This window comes from Rossellomorea sp. NS-SX7 (genome assembly GCF_052828565.1).
On record NZ_CM128249.1, the window covers coordinates 943,567 to 960,755 of the forward strand.

The following is a 17,189-nucleotide window of genomic DNA, read 5'->3' on the forward strand; positions in this document are numbered from 1 at the left end:
CTTACCGTAAGCAGTGAGGGACGGACTTCTCTTTTGGAGTTAAATTAAGTGGAAAAAGACAACTTAGATGGAAAAGGAGAATGAGGGATGTTGAAAAATCAAGCAGCAATCATAACAGGGGCGTCAAGAGGGATCGGCCGTGAAATTGCACAGCAGTTTTCAAAAGAAAGCACGAAACTTGCGCTGGTAGGAAGTTCTGAGGAAATACATAAAGCAGCTGAAGATTTGAAGGCGAGCGGATTTGAACATGTGATTTCGATACAAGCTGATGTGTCGAAAGAACAGGACGTTCAAAAAGTGGTTGATGAAACCCTGTCTGCCTATGGGAAAATAGATATTCTGGTTAATAATGCGGGTGTAGGATTCTTTAAACCGACAGAAGAAGTGACGGCAGATGAGTGGAAGAAAATCTTTGATGTGAATGTCCAAGGTGTTTTCCTATGTTCAAAAGCTGTACTGCCACATATGAAAAAACAAAAATTCGGGACCATCATCACCATCTCTTCCGATGTAGCACGCTATACAATTCCTAACGGGTCGGCATATGTGGCGACCAAATATGCCGTGCAGGGCTTCTGTGGTTCACTTGCACAGGAAGTAAGGGAGTATGGAATCAGGGTCGGCACGATCAATCCGGGAATGGTCGATACCTATTTTGCGGACTCCAAGCAGGGTCTTCCTGAGAAAGAAGACTGGCTGAAGGTAGAGGACATCGCTAAATCTGTCATATACATGGCTTCAGCACCAAAGCACATGTTGATCGACGAAATCAAGATCCATCCATTTGCGCAGGATTATCCAATATCATAGATGGTTTTTAAAGAGATGGGGGGACTCATCTCTTTTTTGAATTTATTTATATCAGGGTTGAGATGGAGAAAGTACAAGTGTGTGTGGAATTTGTCGAAATTTGAAGAATGGCAGATATATCGTGGTTTTGGCAGATAAAATAAATAAATGGCAGATATATCAGGATTTTGGCAGATAAAACGAATAAATGGCAGAAAAATCAAGATAATGGCAGATATCCCCCTCGGCTCGTTTAAGTCTATATAAATAAAATGGACTTCACCCACGAAAGTCAATACTATCAGTGAAATCGGACAAAGGCATCCACTCAGTAAACCAGAAACTGAAAAGAACAAACGTTTTCAGTCAAAAGTCGTAGGAAAATTCCTTCTTTCTTAGAATATCGAATTCCACTCTGGAACTGTATACTAATAGTAAGAGAGAAGAGAGGACGATGACAATGAATGAGGAGGCACTTTCAAATATCGAGCTGTTGAAAGAAATTGCCGAATTCCTGAATAACGAGACCGAGCAGTGTGATATGCTCCATGGCGCCCTGAAGAAATTGATCAAAGGCACAAGCTTTACGACCGGCTGGATCTTTTTTATAGAAGAAGGCGGGAAGCATCAGCTGGCATCTTATGAAGATCTGCCGGAATCCCTGGAAAACAACGGCTGTGAATTGATGCATGACGGTGGTTGCTGGTGTGTCAATCGTTTTCGAAAAGGGAAGCTGACGAGAGCCTCGAATATCATTGAATGCCAAAGAATAGAAAAAGCCATCGAAGAGAACAGGGGGGGAACTGATGGTATCACCTACCATGCCACAGTCCCGCTGCAATCCGGTGATGAAACCTATGGATTGCTAAATGTAGCTGCCCCCCACAAAACCCATTTTTCAAAAGATGAATTGGCACTGCTGGAATCTGTTGCCTTTCAAATAGGCTCAGCGATAAAACGGATCGCCCTTACAAAAAAAGAACAGGAGATCGCATTGCTTGCGGAAAGAAACAGGCTGGCCAGGGATCTTCATGACTCTGTGAATCAATTATTGTTTTCTCTTACACTGACTGCAAGGGGCGGTGCAGAGATGACCAGTGAAGAAGAAGTGAAACAAACGTTTCAGACAGTGCAGACCCTCGCCCAGGAAGCGTTATCCGAAATGCGAGCCCTTATCTGGCAGCTGCGTCCCCATGGTCTGGAAAATGGGTTAGTTGAAGCGGCTAAGGGTTATTCCGACATGCTGGGATTGACACTGGAAGCAAAGGTGGAAGGAGTCATCTCCTTAAGCTCAAAAGTGGAAGAAGTCCTCTGGAGGGTCAGTCAGGAAGCGCTGAATAACTGTAAAAAGCATTCAGGAGTGAATGCCATCAGCTATTTGTTAAGGGACGATGGCAATATGATCGCTCTGATGATTGAGGATAAAGGCTACGGTTTTCAATACGATGAGGCCCAGCCATTGCCCTCCATCGGGATTGAAAGCATGAAAGAACGGGTGAGTACCCTGGGAGGAACGTTTCATCTGGAGAGTGCTTTAGGAAAAGGAACAAAAATAACGGTGAAAATACCGTATTAGGAGGATCGGTATGACGATTCGAATCTTGATTGCAGACGATCATCATGTTGTGAGAAGGGGTCTTGTTTTCTTCTTGAAAACGCAAAAGGACATAGAAATCATAGGCGAAGCAAAAAATGGGGCAGAAGCCGTTCAATTGGCAGACAGCTTGAAGCCTGACCTGATCTTGATGGACCTGATGATGCCGGTCATGGACGGGATCGAAGCAACCAAAGAAATCAAAAAGCAGCATGGCAGTGCCGTTCAAGTGCTCATGCTGACGAGCTTTTCCGATCAAAACCATGTGATCCCGGCAATCGAAGCGGGTGCTGCTGGCTATCAATTGAAAGATATCGAACCGGATGAGCTGGTCGCGAGCATCCGAAAGCTGTTATCAGGAGAGAACTCCCTTCATCCGAAAGCAACCAATCATCTGCTGACAAGGATTTCAAAACAAGATCCCCCTCATAGAATCCATGCTCTTACAAAAAGGGAAAAAGATGTTTTGGTCGAGCTGACGAAAGGGAAGAGTAATAAAGAAATTGCTTCCAGCTTATTTATCACGGAAAAAACGGTAAAGACCCATATTTCGAATATATTCTCAAAGCTTGAAGTATCCGATCGAACACAAGCGGCACTTTATGCCGTTAAACATAATCTTGCTTGAATACAGGAAGGACGTTTTACTGAATGAACATCTTAATCATCAATGGCAGCCCAAGAAAAAAAGGGCGCACAGGTATTGCAGCGCGTTTCATGGCAAGGACGTATAACGCAGGTTTGATTGATCTAAGTGAGGGAACTCTGCCTCTTTATACAGGTGAACAGGATCAGGCTGAGCTTCCATCCGTACAGTCCCTCAAGCAAAAAGTGAAACATGCCGATGCGGTCATATTGGCTTCCCCCGAATATCACAGCGGCATGAGCGGAGCATTGAAGAATGCACTGGACTTCTTGAGCAGTGAACAATTTGCCCATAAACCAGTGGCTTTGCTTGCGTGTGCAGGAGGCGGGAAAGGCGGAATCAACTGTCTGAATAACCTTCGTATCGTGGCGAGGGGTGTTTATGCAAATGTCATCCCGAAGCAGCTGGTACTTGATCCGCACTGTTTTGATTACGACAATGACGGTTTGCTGGAAGATCCGGCAAAACTTGTTGATGAAATGGTCAAGGAATTGAAGGTCTATGTGAAGGCAGCAGAGATTGTGAAGAATGAAACTGCGGGAAATTCATAATATGTGTGGAAACTGACGCTGGGTGTCGGTTTCTTTTTTTATGCTGTGTGCTGTGGAGAGGTTGTAAAATGCAGGGTAATGTCGATTTTTGTAGGATCGTCGGTAAATCAATAAAAATTGTCTGTATTTCAAATTTTTCGTCTGGAAATCCAAAAAATTGTTCGAAAATAAAAAATTTCGACCGTAAATTCCCAAAAATGTCCGAATCATTTTAGCAGCGATCCTTTATCAAAAAATGCTGATCTTTACATAAAAGTCGGCTGTATGCAAATACTAAAAGCTGATTCAACAGTCATGCTGCTGAATCAGCGTGGTTAGGTGGAATTCTCTTTTTACATTTCTGCAAATGTTTCCTCAAGTGGTTGCTCGACACTGAAGGTGTAATTTGCATGCTCGATATAGCGTAGTAATGTGTAAAGGTTCCGTTCGACAACGGTGTAATCCTTTGAAAAGTGATAGGCGTGCAAGAATTGTTCAATTCTTTTCGAAAGAAGGTCATCTTTCGTCCTTACCATCAGGATGAGCAGGTTATCCCATTCCGATCGGTGGGTGTAGTACAAGGCCCGGTCATAATCGACTTTGTTCACTTTTGTTTCCCTCCTTCTGAAGGGGGTAATCTTATTGTGTGAAGAAACTCAGCATTTTTTCTCTGAAAAACTTGGTACTCCTGATTGCACTGACTTTCCTTCTATTGGGTGAATATTTTTGCATTTTTTCATTATCCTATGTAATGAGAAGACATAAGAGGTGATGAAATGAAAAAGTCATTCATGTTGTTGATGGCCATATTTTTTCTTTTATTTTCGAGCAATGTACAGGCACAGCAGCCGCAGCCTTCCGATTATGCAAAGTTCGGCCGCATTGCAACAGCTGTCATAAAGGAAGATTATCCGGGACAGCCTTTGAAGGATTATAAGTATCAAGGCCGTCAAAAAATTGATGAAAATAAGCTTGCGGATTCTTTTGAATTCACGGTACAGGAGAATAATGCAGAGAAGAAAGTAATCGTGAAAGTCATACACGATCTTGATAATGAGAAGACATTGAATATTACTGTAGAAGAGCAAAAATAATCAAAAAAACCGGGAACTGGCTTAGTATCGTATGATGCGAAATGAGTCAGTTTTTTATTTGGCTGTTTTTTTACGACTTTCTGCACGCTTCTTCAAGGAACTGGCCAGTCAGGGAATGGCGGGATCTGAATACGCGGGACGAACTATGATCATTTAATATATATCAGGTGTTCACCTTCAGAATTGTTTGATAAAATGAAATCAAATGAAATGTGAGAGGAGCCATCGTCCAATGTGATATGTCTTTTACCTGAATATAAATTGAATATTGGGAGGAAGAGACATGGCTTCTAAATCATTTCGACATCTTTGGATCGGGCAGGCACTGGCGAATATGGGGGATATCCTGTACATCGTTGCGTTGATTTCCCTGATTCATGCGGTCACAGGTTCACCGGTTTTTTTGACCGCAGTGCCGTTGGTCATTACATTTTCAAGATTTATCAGCAGTGCGATGGCACCGCTGTTATTGAATCGTTCACAAATGAAATCCTTGATTGCATATTCTCAGCTCGCAAAGACATTGCTGCTCATTCTGTTTTTGGTTATGATTTTATATTCAATGGGGAATGTATGGCTCTATTTAGGGGTTGCAAGTGTCATTTCCTTTTTGGATGGGTGGGCGCTTCCGGCAAGAAACGCCTATATTCCTTTTATCGTAAAGAGGGAAGAATTGATGGGTGCGAATGGTTTTTTATCGACCGTCGATCAAACCATTCAATTTTCGAGCTGGGCTCTTGGAGGATTATTGCTGACATTATTGAATGAAAGCTTATTATTCATACTTGTCATTCTGCTGTTTCTTGCGAGCACGCTATATATGCTGAAGCTTCCGGTCATTCCAGGCACCACGCTGCAGCAAAAGAAATACTGGTGGAAACAATTTGGAGAAGGCTGGTCTGAAGTGAGAAAGAATGAAAGGCTAAGGAATATTTTCTTCATCTATGGTTTAGAAGCTGCAGCTGGAGCCGTTTGGATTGCAGCCGTTCTTTATCTTTATGTGGACCTCGTCCTGGACCGAAGTGAAGCTTGGTGGGGATTCATCAACAGCAGCTTTTTCATCGGTTTGGTGATTGCTTCATTTCTTGTGTTCAAGCTGCATGGCTTTTTTTCGCGGCGGCGGGATGAGTGGCTTCCGGTATGCATGATTATGACATCCCTTGCAACACTGGCTTTTGCCTGGAACAAAGCGGCCTTGTTTGCACTGGTTCTATCACTGATCTTCGGTGCATTCGATCAGATTAAAACCATCGTTTTGCAGACATATTTGCAGGAAAGTTCGCCTTATGAAGAGATAGGGAAGATATATGCTGCGCAGGGGGCGTTGACCACTCTTTTATTCGGACTGTCATCCTTAGGGGTGGGAATTCTCTTGGAAATCACGAGTGTACAAATCATTTTTACCATTTCAGCAATCCTGCTGATTCTCACTCTGATTCCGATTCAGTCATTGAGAAAAGCTTAGATGTAATGAAGGCTGTATCATCAATTTTTGATGGATACGGCCTTTTATTTGTTTGAAGCTGGAATCTGAAAAAATCATCCGGCAGAAACAGAGTCCATTTCTTCTCATGAATCAGCTCCTCTTCTCATACATTGTGATAAGAGTAAAAAGAGGGGGATGACCATGAACCAAGAGGAACAAAAGCAATTGCAGAATGCGATTGGTGAAATTACTGAAATAGCTGCCGGATTCGGCCTCGACTTTTATCCGATGAGATATGAAATCTGTCCTGCTGACATTATTTATACATTTGGTGCCTATGGGATGCCGACTCGTTTCTCTCACTGGAGCTTCGGGAAACAATTCCATAAGATGAAGCTTCAATATGATCTGGGTCTCAGTAAGATCTATGAACTTGTCATCAACTCAAATCCATGCTACGCATTTCTGTTGGATTCCAACTCATTGATTCAAAATAAGTTGATTGTTGCGCACGTACTGGCGCACTGCGACTTTTTTAAAAACAATGTGAGATTTCAAAATACAAAGCGGGATATGGTGGAAAGCATGGCGGCGACAGCCGATCGTGTCAGGAGATACGAAATTGAACATGGAAAGAGGGAAGTTGAAAACTTCCTTGATGCGGTTCTTGCGATTGATGAACATATCGATCCATCATTGATGAGACCGAAGCTTTCATGGTCGATGGATGATGTGGAATGGGTGGAAGAAGAAGTGAATCCAATCACACCTTATGATGATTTATGGTCGCTGGATGACAAACCGAAGAAACGGAAAACCAAGAAAGTGAAGAAGAAGTTCCCGCCGCAGCCGGAGAAGGATATCCTTCTTTTCATCGAGCAATACAGCCGTGAACTGACAGACTGGCAAAGGGACATCCTGACAATGATGAGGGAAGAGATGCTGTATTTCTGGCCCCAGCTTGAAACCAAGATCATGAATGAAGGCTGGGCATCCTATTGGCATCAGCGGATCATCCGTGAGATGGACCTGACTAGCGGTGAAGCGATTGAATTTGCCAAGCTGAATGCAGGCGTCGTACAGCCGTCGCGTACGGGGATCAACCCATACTATTTGGGATTGAAGATCTTTGAGGATATTGAAGAACGGTATAATAACCCTACGGAAGAAATGAAGAAGCGGGGCGTGAAACCGAATTCGGGCCGCGATAAAATGTTCGAAGTACGGGAGATCGAATCCGATATTTCCTTTTTACGCAATTATTTAACGAAAGATCTAGTGATGAGGGAAGATATGTATCTCTTCCAGAAACAAGGAAAAGACTATAAGATTGTGGATAAAGAATGGACGGCGGTACGTGATCAGCTTGTAAGCATGAGGGTCAATGGAGGGTTTCCTTATATAACGGTGAATGACGGCGACTATATGAAGAGCGGGGAACTCTATCTTAAGCATTGGTACGAAGATGTGGAGCTGGATATCAAGTATTTGGAGAAAGTACTCCCATATGTACATCGTCTCTGGGGAAGACCGGTCCATATCGAAACTCATGTCGAGAACCGGGATATGCTGTTTACGTATGATGGACGCAGTGTGCAAAGAAAGTATCTATAATGCCCGAAGAAAACCGATTCCTTTTTGAAGGTATCGGTTTTTTCAATTACTTCCTAAATGGCTTAACCAGTATTTCCTGTTCTAAATTACATGGACAGGCTTATATATAGTAGTAAATACGTTATGGGATGAGGGGGAAATCGAAATGGCAGATGTTGAAGTATTCATAGGGGACCTTACAGATGAGACATTTCATTATGAGGGAGGCGACTGGAATCATAATTATCCAAAAAGGATCAGTGCATTTTTCCCTAAAGGATATGATTTGTTTTTTTCGGTGTTGGATGACATTTATTATAATCGGATCGAAGGAAGGCAGACGGATTGGGGGAGCCATACATGCCCCATGTATCCTGACGAAATCCTGGCTCTTCTTGAGGATTATTATAAAAAGGACATGGGCGACGTTAAAGTGCAGGAGCTGTTCCAGTTTATAAAACAGCTCGACCCATATCAGCAATATGGTTTGGTGGCATGCGAAATGACATAGATCTATCAAACGGAAGAACAAGCCTCGGCAGCTTGTTCTTTTTCATTGTGATCAAGGAGGTCACCCTGCCTTCATACTCCGGTCAGACTGCGGAAAGCGTCTGTCCAGCATGCGGGTAAAAGAGAGAAACGTCTTCTGGAAAATAGGGCTTTGGATGAACGTATAGATAAATGTAAAGATGAACACCGGGCCGCCAAGCAATAGTCCGAAGAGAAGTACACAGCATTCACAAATGATCCTGACGGAACTGATAGAGAATCCGGTCCTGTCTGATATTGTCAGCATGAACCCATCCCTCGGTCCCGTCCCCAGGTGTGCAGCAGAGTATAATCCTCCGCCAATCCCCATCAAGACAATGGCAGCAAGGAGCATGAACACATCTCCGACTGCATTCGTCAGAGGCGGAAGCAGGTTGAAGTAGAGAATGAAATCTACAAGTACACCAACCATCACTCCATTTATGACCGTTCCCACCCGGACATATTTACCCTTCAAGAGGAGTGTACCAGCGATCATAGCGGCTCCTATGATGATATTCCAGGTTCCAATCGTCAGGCCGATCTTTTCGAATAAGGCAATATTCAATACATCCCACGGGTGAATACCTAAATACTGCACCCTGATCGACAAACTGATGCCATAACTGAAAATGAGTAAACCGATGATGAAAAAACCTAATTGCCAATAGATTTTCATAACTTCTCCTTTTCCTGAAATCAATCGCACTATACAATATTTTACAATGAAATCGATTATTTAGAAACGGACGGTTTTCCTAGTTTTTTTAAGGTGCCTGGTTGAACACAAAAAAATCGGATCAGAATTCTGATCCGATTTACTGCTATTATTGACCGGGTAATCCCCTTCACTTATTGTGTTGTATATCCGCCATCCAGAACAACAGCCTGCCCTGTGACACCTTTTGCCTTGTCACTTGCGAGGAACATTGTATAATCAGCGATTTCTTCGACTGATAGCAGGCGTTTTTGAGGTACTAAGGGATAAATGACTTCTTCAAGCACCTTTTCAAGCGGTACCCCTCTTGTTGAGGAGATGTCCTTAAGCTGGTTACGCACAAGAGGCGTGTCCACATAGCCTGGGCACATTGCGTTAACGGTTATTCCGTGCTCAGCCCCTTCAAGTGCAGATACCTTTGTCAGCCCGATGACACCATGCTTTGCGCTATTGTAGGCTGCCTTCCCGGCGAATCCAATCAGACCATTGATGGAAGCCATGTTGATGATACGCCCGAACTTTTGCTTCTTCATATGTGGAAAAGCAAATTTGGTAGCGATGAATGGAGCAGTCAGCATGATTTTAATGAGCAGCTCAAATTTCTCGATGGGGAATTCTTCGATCGGAGCCACATGCTGGATTCCTGCATTATTGATCAATACATCGATTCTTCCATAATGCTCGACAGTTTTATCGATACCTGCTTTGACTTCGTCTTCATTCGTAACGTCACACTTGATACCAATCGCATCAAACCCTCTGTCTTTCAAATCATCAACGGCTTCATCAAGTCCTTCCTGATTGATATCAGATAACACAACCTTGGCACCGTTTTGGGCAAAATGTTCCCCGATTTCAAATCCGATGCCGCGTGCAGCCCCAGTAATGAATACAACTTTTTCATTTACCATAATGAGTGATCCTCCAATTTTATCAAATAGATTTTTAATCATAGGATGGAATTTCTTATGTCCGTACGCCAAAGCATACCGTAAAAGCTAAAACCATGGGCAGGGCGTACGATTAAAAATACCCCGGTTATTATAAAGCAACCATAATAATCAAATTAATAAATCCCCATATTCGCTAAAATGATGGACACGATTTCAGCTACAGTCGGAATCAATAAACCGACGACTGCCACATCGAGATAGGAGTCTTTATGGGTCAGGCCAGTGACTGCAAACAGTGTCAGCAAAGCTCCATTATGCGGCAGGATGGATGCACCGGATGAGATGGAAGCGATTCTGTGAAAGGCTTCTGCACTGATTCCGGATGTCTGTGACAACTCATAATACTTATCCCCCAATGCCTCCAGGGCAATGCCCATCCCTCCGGATGCGGAACCGGTGATGGCAGCCAGGACCTGTACGGCGATGGCTTCTGATATGACCGGGTTTCCTTTAATGCCAAGAATAAGATTTGTCAGTGTTTTGAAACCCGGAGCGGCAGTCACGACAGCTCCGAATCCAACCGCGGCACTTGTATTGATGACCGCCATGACTGATCCTTTGGCACCTCCGTTTATAGACGGGATGAATTTCTTGAAATGCTTCACATTTATCAAAAGTATGGAAAGGATCCCCACCAAGAGGGACGTTAAGATATTCCAGTCAAATACATTCAATGTTACAACCACGATGACTAAAGGTAAAAAGGACAAATAGAAATTAGGCAGCTCATCTTTGTTGATTTCCTTTACTTCGTTACCTTCTTTAGGCTCTGTGAACGTATCCCCTTTTTTCGTGAACATGCTTTGACGCCATCTTAGATAGAAATATCCACCCGCCGCCATGATCAATCCGCCGACAATCCCGATGATGGGTGCGGCAGTCGGTGATGTCTTAAAATAATCCATCGGTATCAAGTTCTGGATTTGAGGGGTACCGGGGATGGCGGTCATTGTGAAGGTGAATGCCCCCAGTACAAAGACAGGAGGGAGAAGTTTCCTCGTAATATCCGCCTCCCTGAACATGGCGATGGCCAATGGATAGATGGCAAATACCACCACGAACAGGCTGACACCCCCATAAGTCAAGACAGCTGCCGCAATGAGCACACCAAGAATGGCACGGTCCTTACCTATGATACTCGTAATTTTATAGGCTACAGATTGTGCGGCGCCCACATCCTCCATGAGTTTTCCAAAAATCGCCCCGAACAGGAAGACAGGAAACCATTCTTTTGCGAAATCTACAAAGCCGGTCATATAAGTGTCTGTATATGCAGGCAAGAGATCCAGGCCGCTCATGAGGGCAACCAGTCCTGCGACCAACGGGGCAATCCATATGATGGACCAGCCCAAATAAGCTAATAACATAAGCAGGAGTAATCCAATAATAATGCTAGTCATAATTCACCTCTCATACATGTTTGTATGTTATTTTTCCAATAACATATGGATTTATCCAGATTCCACGTGTGAAACAAGAAAATATGAAAATAAAAAGGCAGCCCCGCACGTCACTGATTGTGACGAACGGGGACTGCCTCGTTTGATCATCCTGGTTTATACCAGCTTCTCTGTTTTTCTCTTATGGTCAAAATAAAGCTTTCCTTTAGAAAGGCTGATGACAGTATCCGATTCACGTGCCAAGCCTTGGTCATGGGTGACTACAATCACACATTTGTTATCGTTATGGGCTAGGTCCTTGAAAAGTTCGACAATTCCTCTTGCCGTATCTTCATCCAGATTCCCGGTTGGTTCGTCTGCGAGAATAAGGTTCGATTGACAAGAAAGTGCTCTTGCAATAGAGACTCTTTGCTGCTGCCCTCCGCTCAGAGTCAGCACTTTTTGCCGGGCTTTTTCTTCTGAAATGCCTACTTTTTTAAGCATTTCCAAGGCATATGCCCATTTGTTATCTACTTTTGACTTGGTGATTTCCATTGCGGTTATCACATTTTGCAGGGCTGTCATATAAGGGAGAAGGTTATAGGATTGAAAGACGATGGATACATGCTGATTCCTGAATGTCGACAATCCTATTTCTTTAATGTCTTTCCCCTCGAATAGTACTTTTCCTTCTGTCGGGACATCCAGTGCGCTTGCCAGGGAGAGGAACGTTGTTTTCCCCGAACCTGATGGACCTACACACGTATAAAATATGCCCCTTTCAAACTCCGCCGTTACATTATTTAAAATAGGTTGTACATCTGTACCTCGTTTGTAGCTGTAGCTTACGCTTTCAAATTTCAATAGCTGGCTCATGGGCGTGACCTCCTTAGTCCTTCGTCAATATTGTTTTCGGATGCAGTCTTAGAACCGTCAGCGACGGTAGCAGGGTGGAAAGGAGTACAACGATCATCCCGATTGAAAACAATTGGATCAAGTCTTCACCCGTAATATCAATAGACAATTCATCCACTACTTCTACATCTTGAGCACCCGGCTGCTGCTGAAACGGATTTCGGCGTTCAGAGTTAAAGGAGGCCGGCATATCAGCAGACTCACTGGACTGGGAAATTTCTTGCTGAAGTAATTGTTTTCCCATTTGCTCTGCGATTACATTTCCTGATAAAGTCGATATTCCCATTGCTATGATAGCGACAATCAATATTTCAATGAGGAATTGGCTGATGAGTTTTCCTTTCTTTTCCCCGATCGCTAGCAATACGCCCATTTCATACTTTCTTTCCCTCATTGTCATCATGACGATGAGGGCCAATATGATCGCACCGGCTATGGTGACAAGAATGACGATGTTGTTTGAAAAGGACGCAACATTCTCAATCGGTCCCATCATCTGTTGATACAATTGATCATTGGCATCAAGTTTAAATGTGTCGAAATCAATGGATGATGAAGCTTTGGCATCGGTCAAAAATGCTGGGATGTTCTCAGGATCATCCATGTAGTATACCGCCCGGTCGATGGTCCCGCTTGAGCCTTTTAAAGCATTTGCTGCAGTATATGGAACATATAGCTGGTTATATGGGTTTAGAAACGTGAAGTTCTGAGCACGTTCATCGATCTCAGCGGTTGTTTCATAGATGCCGGCGATTTCTAATTCAATTTCCAGACCATCCACATTAGAGACGGTCAATGAGTCGCCTGCCTGCAGTTCATTTTCATTGGCAAGGTTTTTCTCGATCAATGCGACTTGTTTGTTTGCATCTTCCTCTGTAAGGTGGCGGCCATCTATTAAAGTTGCATCCCCGTTTAGGAAGGAGTCTGCAGAGTCTGAGTATAATACTCCTTGAATTGAAACATCCCCAGCCATCCTGCCGCCCGGAAATCCATTGCTTTGTTCCTGATCATCATCGGATTCATCGCTTCCTATAGGTGTAAAACCGCTGGCAAGAGCAGAAGTACTGGAATAATAATTGTACCCCTTTACATATGAGGAATCTGTTAAGTCATTTGCTGAATCCACAGGAATGGGGACCGGTTCAAACCGGGCTCTTCTCCCTGCTTCATCCTGCTGCTCGGCCATAAGCTTTTCCCTGTCTACCGTTAAAGTGACTTCACCTCCAAGTTTTTCACGGGCTAAAACACTCGACTGCTCAGCAGCGGTCTGGATCGTCAGACCCGAAAGCACCAGAACAGATAGGACAGTCAGTACAATAAGTAACAGCATACTTTTACCCAATCTGGCCTTTACACTCCAAACGGCACGTTTAATAAAATTCATTCTCCTGTTCTCCCATCCATGATTAATAGGGATCTTTTTTCTTTTTTTATCCCTCTAGAAAATTATTTGTTTAACTCTTCACGCTCAACCTCAATTACTCTTCCAAGTGTAAAGACCTGGTGAGTAGTACACTGGAAGCCTTTTTTGATTTTGTCAATCCATTTCATCCTTTCTTTATCTGCTGATATAGTGATAGCTTATCCATCAATTATGACGAAACTATGAACAAAGAATGTCGTAATGTTTAAATGTTAAGGAACAAAGGAATATACAATGAGATGAACGAAGTCCACTTGAGACACGAAAGGAACCATCTTTTTATTCGGACACGCGGTACAAGAAAAACACTTGAAAATAGAACGTATTGAGTTTATCCTTTTAAAGTACCAACACCAAATCCATTTCCAGTCTCCGTACGGATTTTTTGTACAGGACGTATGATTCATAAGAAACGACATTGAGATAAAAGACCATACCGGATAAAAGACAAAATGGATAGCAGGAAAGGAGAAAGAGTATGGCAAACGTATTCAATCAGGAGTTTGTTGTAGCGATCATCATAGCTTTTTCCGCTTATATCATTTTAAGAGGAATCGCTATTTTTTTTGGAAAAGCAGGTAAAGGCTATGTGGAGAATATAGAAGCGCCAAGAAAGTTGTTTTTGCAGTTAATTGGTATTTATTATGTGGTATCAGGCGGGTTAGGACTTATGATTCCCAGGCTCCAGTGGAAAGCGGAAGACATTTATTTTGCCATTGCGTATTTTGCCATCATATCGGTTATCTTCTGGGCAGGGCTTGATTTCTTCATTAAGCGTGATAAGAAAAAGCAGCTTCAGCAGAATTAAGGAATAAATGCTCAGGGAGACACACCTGGGCTTTTTTTATTCCATGCTTTTTTCGCTGACTTCTTGTTATAAATAGTTGAAAGGCAGCTGTTTTCTGGAAGTAAATGCTGGAAAAGAAGCGTACGCTGGTTTAACTTGATCTCCCTTTGGGGTATATCCCCTTTTGGAGGGATGAAAAATGCTGCACCATGAAAGTAAAACAAACAATGCGAATTCACCTGAAATGAAAAAAGACTTTTATATACAGCAACTACTGAGAATAGGCGTATATAAATATGTTGGCAAACAACTTTATGAACTATCGATGAACGAACTTCAGGAAGTATACATTGAGTATTATATAAGCAACAAAGATCTAATCAGTTAAAAAGACGAACCTTTTGTGAAGGATCGTCTTTTTTGTGATTCTTATGGGACGTCGTGACCCATTGAACTTTGCAGGATCTCAAACCACTGATCATGATTTAACTTCAGTTCCAAAGAGTTTATTGCTCTCTGAATGCGTTCTTTCTTTCCTGAACCTACAATCGGCATGATGCCTGCAGGATGATTCATCAACCATGCATAAAGAATGGAATCGATTCCTTCTGCACCGGTCTCACCCTGAATTTTCATTAATGTTTCTCGCAGGCGAACGGCTTTCTCATCTTTACCGGTGAAGATGTTTCCACCTGCAAGCGGTGACCATGCCATTGGTGCCACTCTTTTTTCCTGACAAAGATTAAGAGTGCCGTCTTCAAAGTTTTCAAGTTGGTAAGCGGACAATTCAATCTGGTTGGTCACTAATGGAAATGGCAGGTATGATTGAAGCATGCTCCATTGATGATCTTTAAAATTGGATACACCGAAATGGCGTACCTTTCCTTGATCCTTAAGCTGGGTGAAGGCTTCAGCTACTTCTTCACCATTCATGAATGGATCGGGGCGGTGAATAAGCAGTACATCGATGTAATCAGTGCGCAGGTTTTGTAAAGACTGCTCCACTGAGGACATTATATGCTTTTTACTCGTATTGTAATGATGCGTTTTATGCTCAGGACGATTCTTTGAGGGAAGAACGATGCCGCATTTCGTCACGATCTCCATCTCTTGCCTGAGTGATGGTTTCAATGAAAGGGCATCCCCGAAAATCTCTTCACAAGTGTAGGACCCATAAATATCTGCATGGTCGAAAGTAGTGATGCCGTTTTCCAGGTTGTATTGAATCAATGACAATGTTTCTTCCTTTGATTGCTCCCACTCAGAAAGCCTCCATAATCCATGTATGATCCTGGAAAATGATAAATCTTCTTGCACAGTGATTCTTTCCATATGTATACCCCATTTCATGTCAGTATGTAGTCAATAGCAATTAGTAATACTAAAATGTATCTTACTATGATGTGGAATGAAATGAAAATGAAAGACCTTCTGAAAAATTGGGATCTCGGTAAAATCAACATCATGAGCCATCAATCGAATATATTGACAGTCATCTCCGAAGGGTACGCATTCTATTTGAAAAGGAGAAAACGAACCTCCCTTGGTGAACGTTTGGAAGAATACCGCATCACTCAATATTTGGTAGGCGAAGGCATTCCGGTGGAAACGCCGCTTTTAACCAAACAAGGGGAAGTGTCCATCGTCAAGGGAGGAAGCTGTTATTCTTTATATGCTTCTTTGGAGGGGACTTCAATCCCGAAAAGCAGTATGATGACCTCCGATCAATTTTTCTTGCTGGGAAAGTATCTGGCTGGTTTGCATCTAACGTTGGAAAAATACCCTCTTAAAAAGGATACAGTTCTCTGGGATGTATATGGGAATATGAAAAGCTGGCTTTCAATACCCAATCCCGATTTGAATGCTTGGGCAGGGAGAGTGTACGGTGAGATTGAACCGTATGAACGAGTTTACAATCAACTGACTCTGCAGCTTGTACACAGTGACGTGCACTTGGGTAATTTTTTATGGCATGAAAATGTGATCAGCGGCCTGGTTGACTTTGAAAAAATAAGGGAAGCGTCCCGTGTGGGGGATATCGCATATATGATCACAAGTATCCTGAGAGATACTTCTAGAAAAGTTGACTCCTCCCTTTTTATTGAGAAAATACACTTGTTTCTTAAGGGATACAGCATAAAACAGCCATTAAGTGATACAGAAATACGATCCATTCCGCCGCTCGTCATACTGTTCCTCCTTCAGTACACATTGTATTACTCCCGACAGGGGCTTGATCAGACAGTCGAATGGTGTGTGAAAAAGGTTGATGATTTGATAGCGGATAAGAAGTATTTAGCATTACTTACTGACTTCTAATCGGAATTGGGTTGGGGGATGAAACTGCAAAACATCTTTTACCATCATAATTCTTCACCTCGTGAGAAAAAATGAAAGAAATGTGTTCTCGAAAAAAAGCGTAAAAAAAGAGGTGACTTATGTACGTACACTTGGAATGGAGTGCGTACAAGAGACTCAACTTTCGATGTTGACACAACGAAAAGATTATTCGGTGTGTGACGAGAGCATAAAAAATGAAATGAGAAGGTGAAGATGATGGATGTGAATAATCAGGGTTACCCCTTTCATGCCGGAGACGTGGTGTACGTAATATACCGAAATCCTCATACTCAAAGCGTTGCGAATGTTCAGGAAGCGGCAGTCGTTAATAATCCGGAAAATCCGGAAGAATTGGCTTTATTTCTATATGAAACATATTATCCCCTGACAGATGATCTGGCGGTATACTCTTCTGAAGCGGAAGCAGAGCAGGTATATAATCAATCATTCGGGGACTTATAGGGGGGATGAAAT

General features: G+C 42.8%; 19 protein-coding genes. 12 read left to right on the forward strand and 7 right to left on the reverse strand.

The features are described from left to right. Positions 1–87: 87 nt before the first annotated feature. From ACUXV2_RS04590 to ACUXV2_RS04605, 4 genes are all read left to right on the forward strand, one after another. A complete protein-coding gene (locus ACUXV2_RS04590) occupies positions 88–810 on the forward strand; it encodes an SDR family oxidoreductase (RefSeq protein ID WP_446245872.1) in 723 nt (240 codons plus the stop codon). A gap of 439 nt (positions 811–1,249) precedes the next feature. Then, entirely contained in the window at positions 1,250–2,365 is a 1,116-nt protein-coding gene (locus ACUXV2_RS04595) for a GAF domain-containing sensor histidine kinase (protein WP_446247000.1), read from the forward strand. Positions 2,366–2,375: 10 nt separating this feature from the next. Continuing rightward, a complete protein-coding gene (locus ACUXV2_RS04600) occupies positions 2,376–3,011 on the forward strand; it encodes a response regulator (protein ID WP_446245873.1) in 636 nt (211 codons plus the stop codon). Positions 3,012–3,034: 23 nt separating this feature from the next. Then, entirely contained in the window at positions 3,035–3,580 is a 546-nt protein-coding gene (locus ACUXV2_RS04605; protein ID WP_446245874.1) for an NADPH-dependent FMN reductase, read from the forward strand. A 332-nt stretch (positions 3,581–3,912) separates the two neighbouring features. On the opposite strand, the gene ACUXV2_RS04610 is transcribed toward ACUXV2_RS04605, so the two are convergent. Further along, positions 3,913–4,167: a YhdB family protein gene (locus ACUXV2_RS04610; RefSeq protein ID WP_058298714.1), complete on the reverse strand. Its 255-nt coding sequence runs from the start codon at positions 4,165–4,167 to the stop codon at positions 3,913–3,915. A 168-nt stretch (positions 4,168–4,335) separates the two neighbouring features. Between ACUXV2_RS04610 and ACUXV2_RS04615 the strand changes: the two genes are divergently transcribed. The 4 genes from ACUXV2_RS04615 to ACUXV2_RS04630 all read left to right on the forward strand — a co-directional run bounded on the left by ACUXV2_RS04615 (position 4,336) and on the right by ACUXV2_RS04630 (position 8,183). After that, positions 4,336–4,653 carry a DUF3889 domain-containing protein gene (locus ACUXV2_RS04615; RefSeq protein ID WP_446245875.1) on the forward strand — a complete coding sequence of 106 codons (318 nt, stop codon included), beginning with the start codon at positions 4,336–4,338 and terminating at the stop codon, positions 4,651–4,653. A gap of 283 nt (positions 4,654–4,936) precedes the next feature. Continuing rightward, entirely contained in the window at positions 4,937–6,118 is a 1,182-nt protein-coding gene (locus ACUXV2_RS04620) for an MFS transporter (RefSeq protein ID WP_446245876.1), read from the forward strand. A 162-nt stretch (positions 6,119–6,280) separates the two neighbouring features. Further along, positions 6,281–7,693, forward strand: a complete 1,413-nt coding sequence (locus ACUXV2_RS04625; protein WP_446245877.1) for a SpoVR family protein — start codon at positions 6,281–6,283, stop codon at positions 7,691–7,693. Between the two features lie 145 nt (positions 7,694–7,838). After that, entirely contained in the window at positions 7,839–8,183 is a 345-nt protein-coding gene (locus tag ACUXV2_RS04630) for a hypothetical protein (RefSeq protein WP_446245878.1), read from the forward strand. A gap of 60 nt (positions 8,184–8,243) precedes the next feature. Here the strand turns inward: ACUXV2_RS04630 and ACUXV2_RS04635 are convergent, their stop codons facing one another. The 5 genes from ACUXV2_RS04635 to ACUXV2_RS04655 all read right to left on the reverse strand — a co-directional run bounded on the left by ACUXV2_RS04635 (position 8,244) and on the right by ACUXV2_RS04655 (position 13,549). Next, entirely contained in the window at positions 8,244–8,879 is a 636-nt protein-coding gene (locus ACUXV2_RS04635) for a YczE/YyaS/YitT family protein (RefSeq protein WP_446245879.1), read from the reverse strand. 173 nt (positions 8,880–9,052) lie between these two features. After that, positions 9,053–9,829 (reverse strand): 3-hydroxybutyrate dehydrogenase, encoded by a 777-nt coding sequence (locus tag ACUXV2_RS04640; RefSeq protein WP_446245880.1) that lies wholly within the window; start codon positions 9,827–9,829, stop codon positions 9,053–9,055. Positions 9,830–9,984: 155 nt separating this feature from the next. After that, entirely contained in the window at positions 9,985–11,271 is a 1,287-nt protein-coding gene (locus ACUXV2_RS04645) for a GntP family permease (RefSeq protein WP_446245881.1), read from the reverse strand. 156 nt (positions 11,272–11,427) lie between these two features. Then, on the reverse strand, positions 11,428–12,126 hold the full coding sequence (locus tag ACUXV2_RS04650; RefSeq protein WP_446245882.1) for an ABC transporter ATP-binding protein: 699 nt from the start codon (positions 12,124–12,126) through the stop codon (positions 11,428–11,430). A 13-nt stretch (positions 12,127–12,139) separates the two neighbouring features. After that, positions 12,140–13,549, reverse strand: coding sequence for an ABC transporter permease (locus ACUXV2_RS04655; RefSeq protein ID WP_446245883.1), 1,410 nt, complete (start codon positions 13,547–13,549; stop codon positions 12,140–12,142). Between the two features lie 517 nt (positions 13,550–14,066). Here ACUXV2_RS04655 and ACUXV2_RS04660 point away from each other — a divergent pair. Further along, positions 14,067–14,396: a hypothetical protein gene (locus ACUXV2_RS04660; protein ID WP_446245884.1), complete on the forward strand. Its 330-nt coding sequence runs from the start codon at positions 14,067–14,069 to the stop codon at positions 14,394–14,396. A gap of 178 nt (positions 14,397–14,574) precedes the next feature. Further along, entirely contained in the window at positions 14,575–14,763 is a 189-nt protein-coding gene (locus tag ACUXV2_RS04665; protein WP_446245885.1) for a Fur-regulated basic protein FbpA, read from the forward strand. Positions 14,764–14,804: 41 nt separating this feature from the next. Here ACUXV2_RS04665 and ACUXV2_RS04670 read toward each other — a convergent pair whose 3' ends face one another. Continuing rightward, complete coding sequence (locus ACUXV2_RS04670) at positions 14,805–15,707, reverse strand: aldo/keto reductase (RefSeq protein WP_446245886.1); 903 nt, start codon at positions 15,705–15,707, stop codon at positions 14,805–14,807. Between the two features lie 81 nt (positions 15,708–15,788). On the opposite strand from ACUXV2_RS04670, the gene ACUXV2_RS04675 reads away from it, so the two are divergent. Together ACUXV2_RS04675 and ACUXV2_RS04680 are read left to right on the forward strand one after the other, a co-directional pair. Then, positions 15,789–16,694, forward strand: coding sequence for a phosphotransferase enzyme family protein (locus ACUXV2_RS04675; protein ID WP_446245887.1), 906 nt, complete (start codon positions 15,789–15,791; stop codon positions 16,692–16,694). Positions 16,695–16,931: 237 nt separating this feature from the next. After that, positions 16,932–17,177 carry a transcriptional regulator SplA domain-containing protein gene (locus ACUXV2_RS04680; RefSeq protein ID WP_446245888.1) on the forward strand — a complete coding sequence of 82 codons (246 nt, stop codon included), beginning with the start codon at positions 16,932–16,934 and terminating at the stop codon, positions 17,175–17,177. Positions 17,178–17,189: the final 12 nt, after the last annotated feature.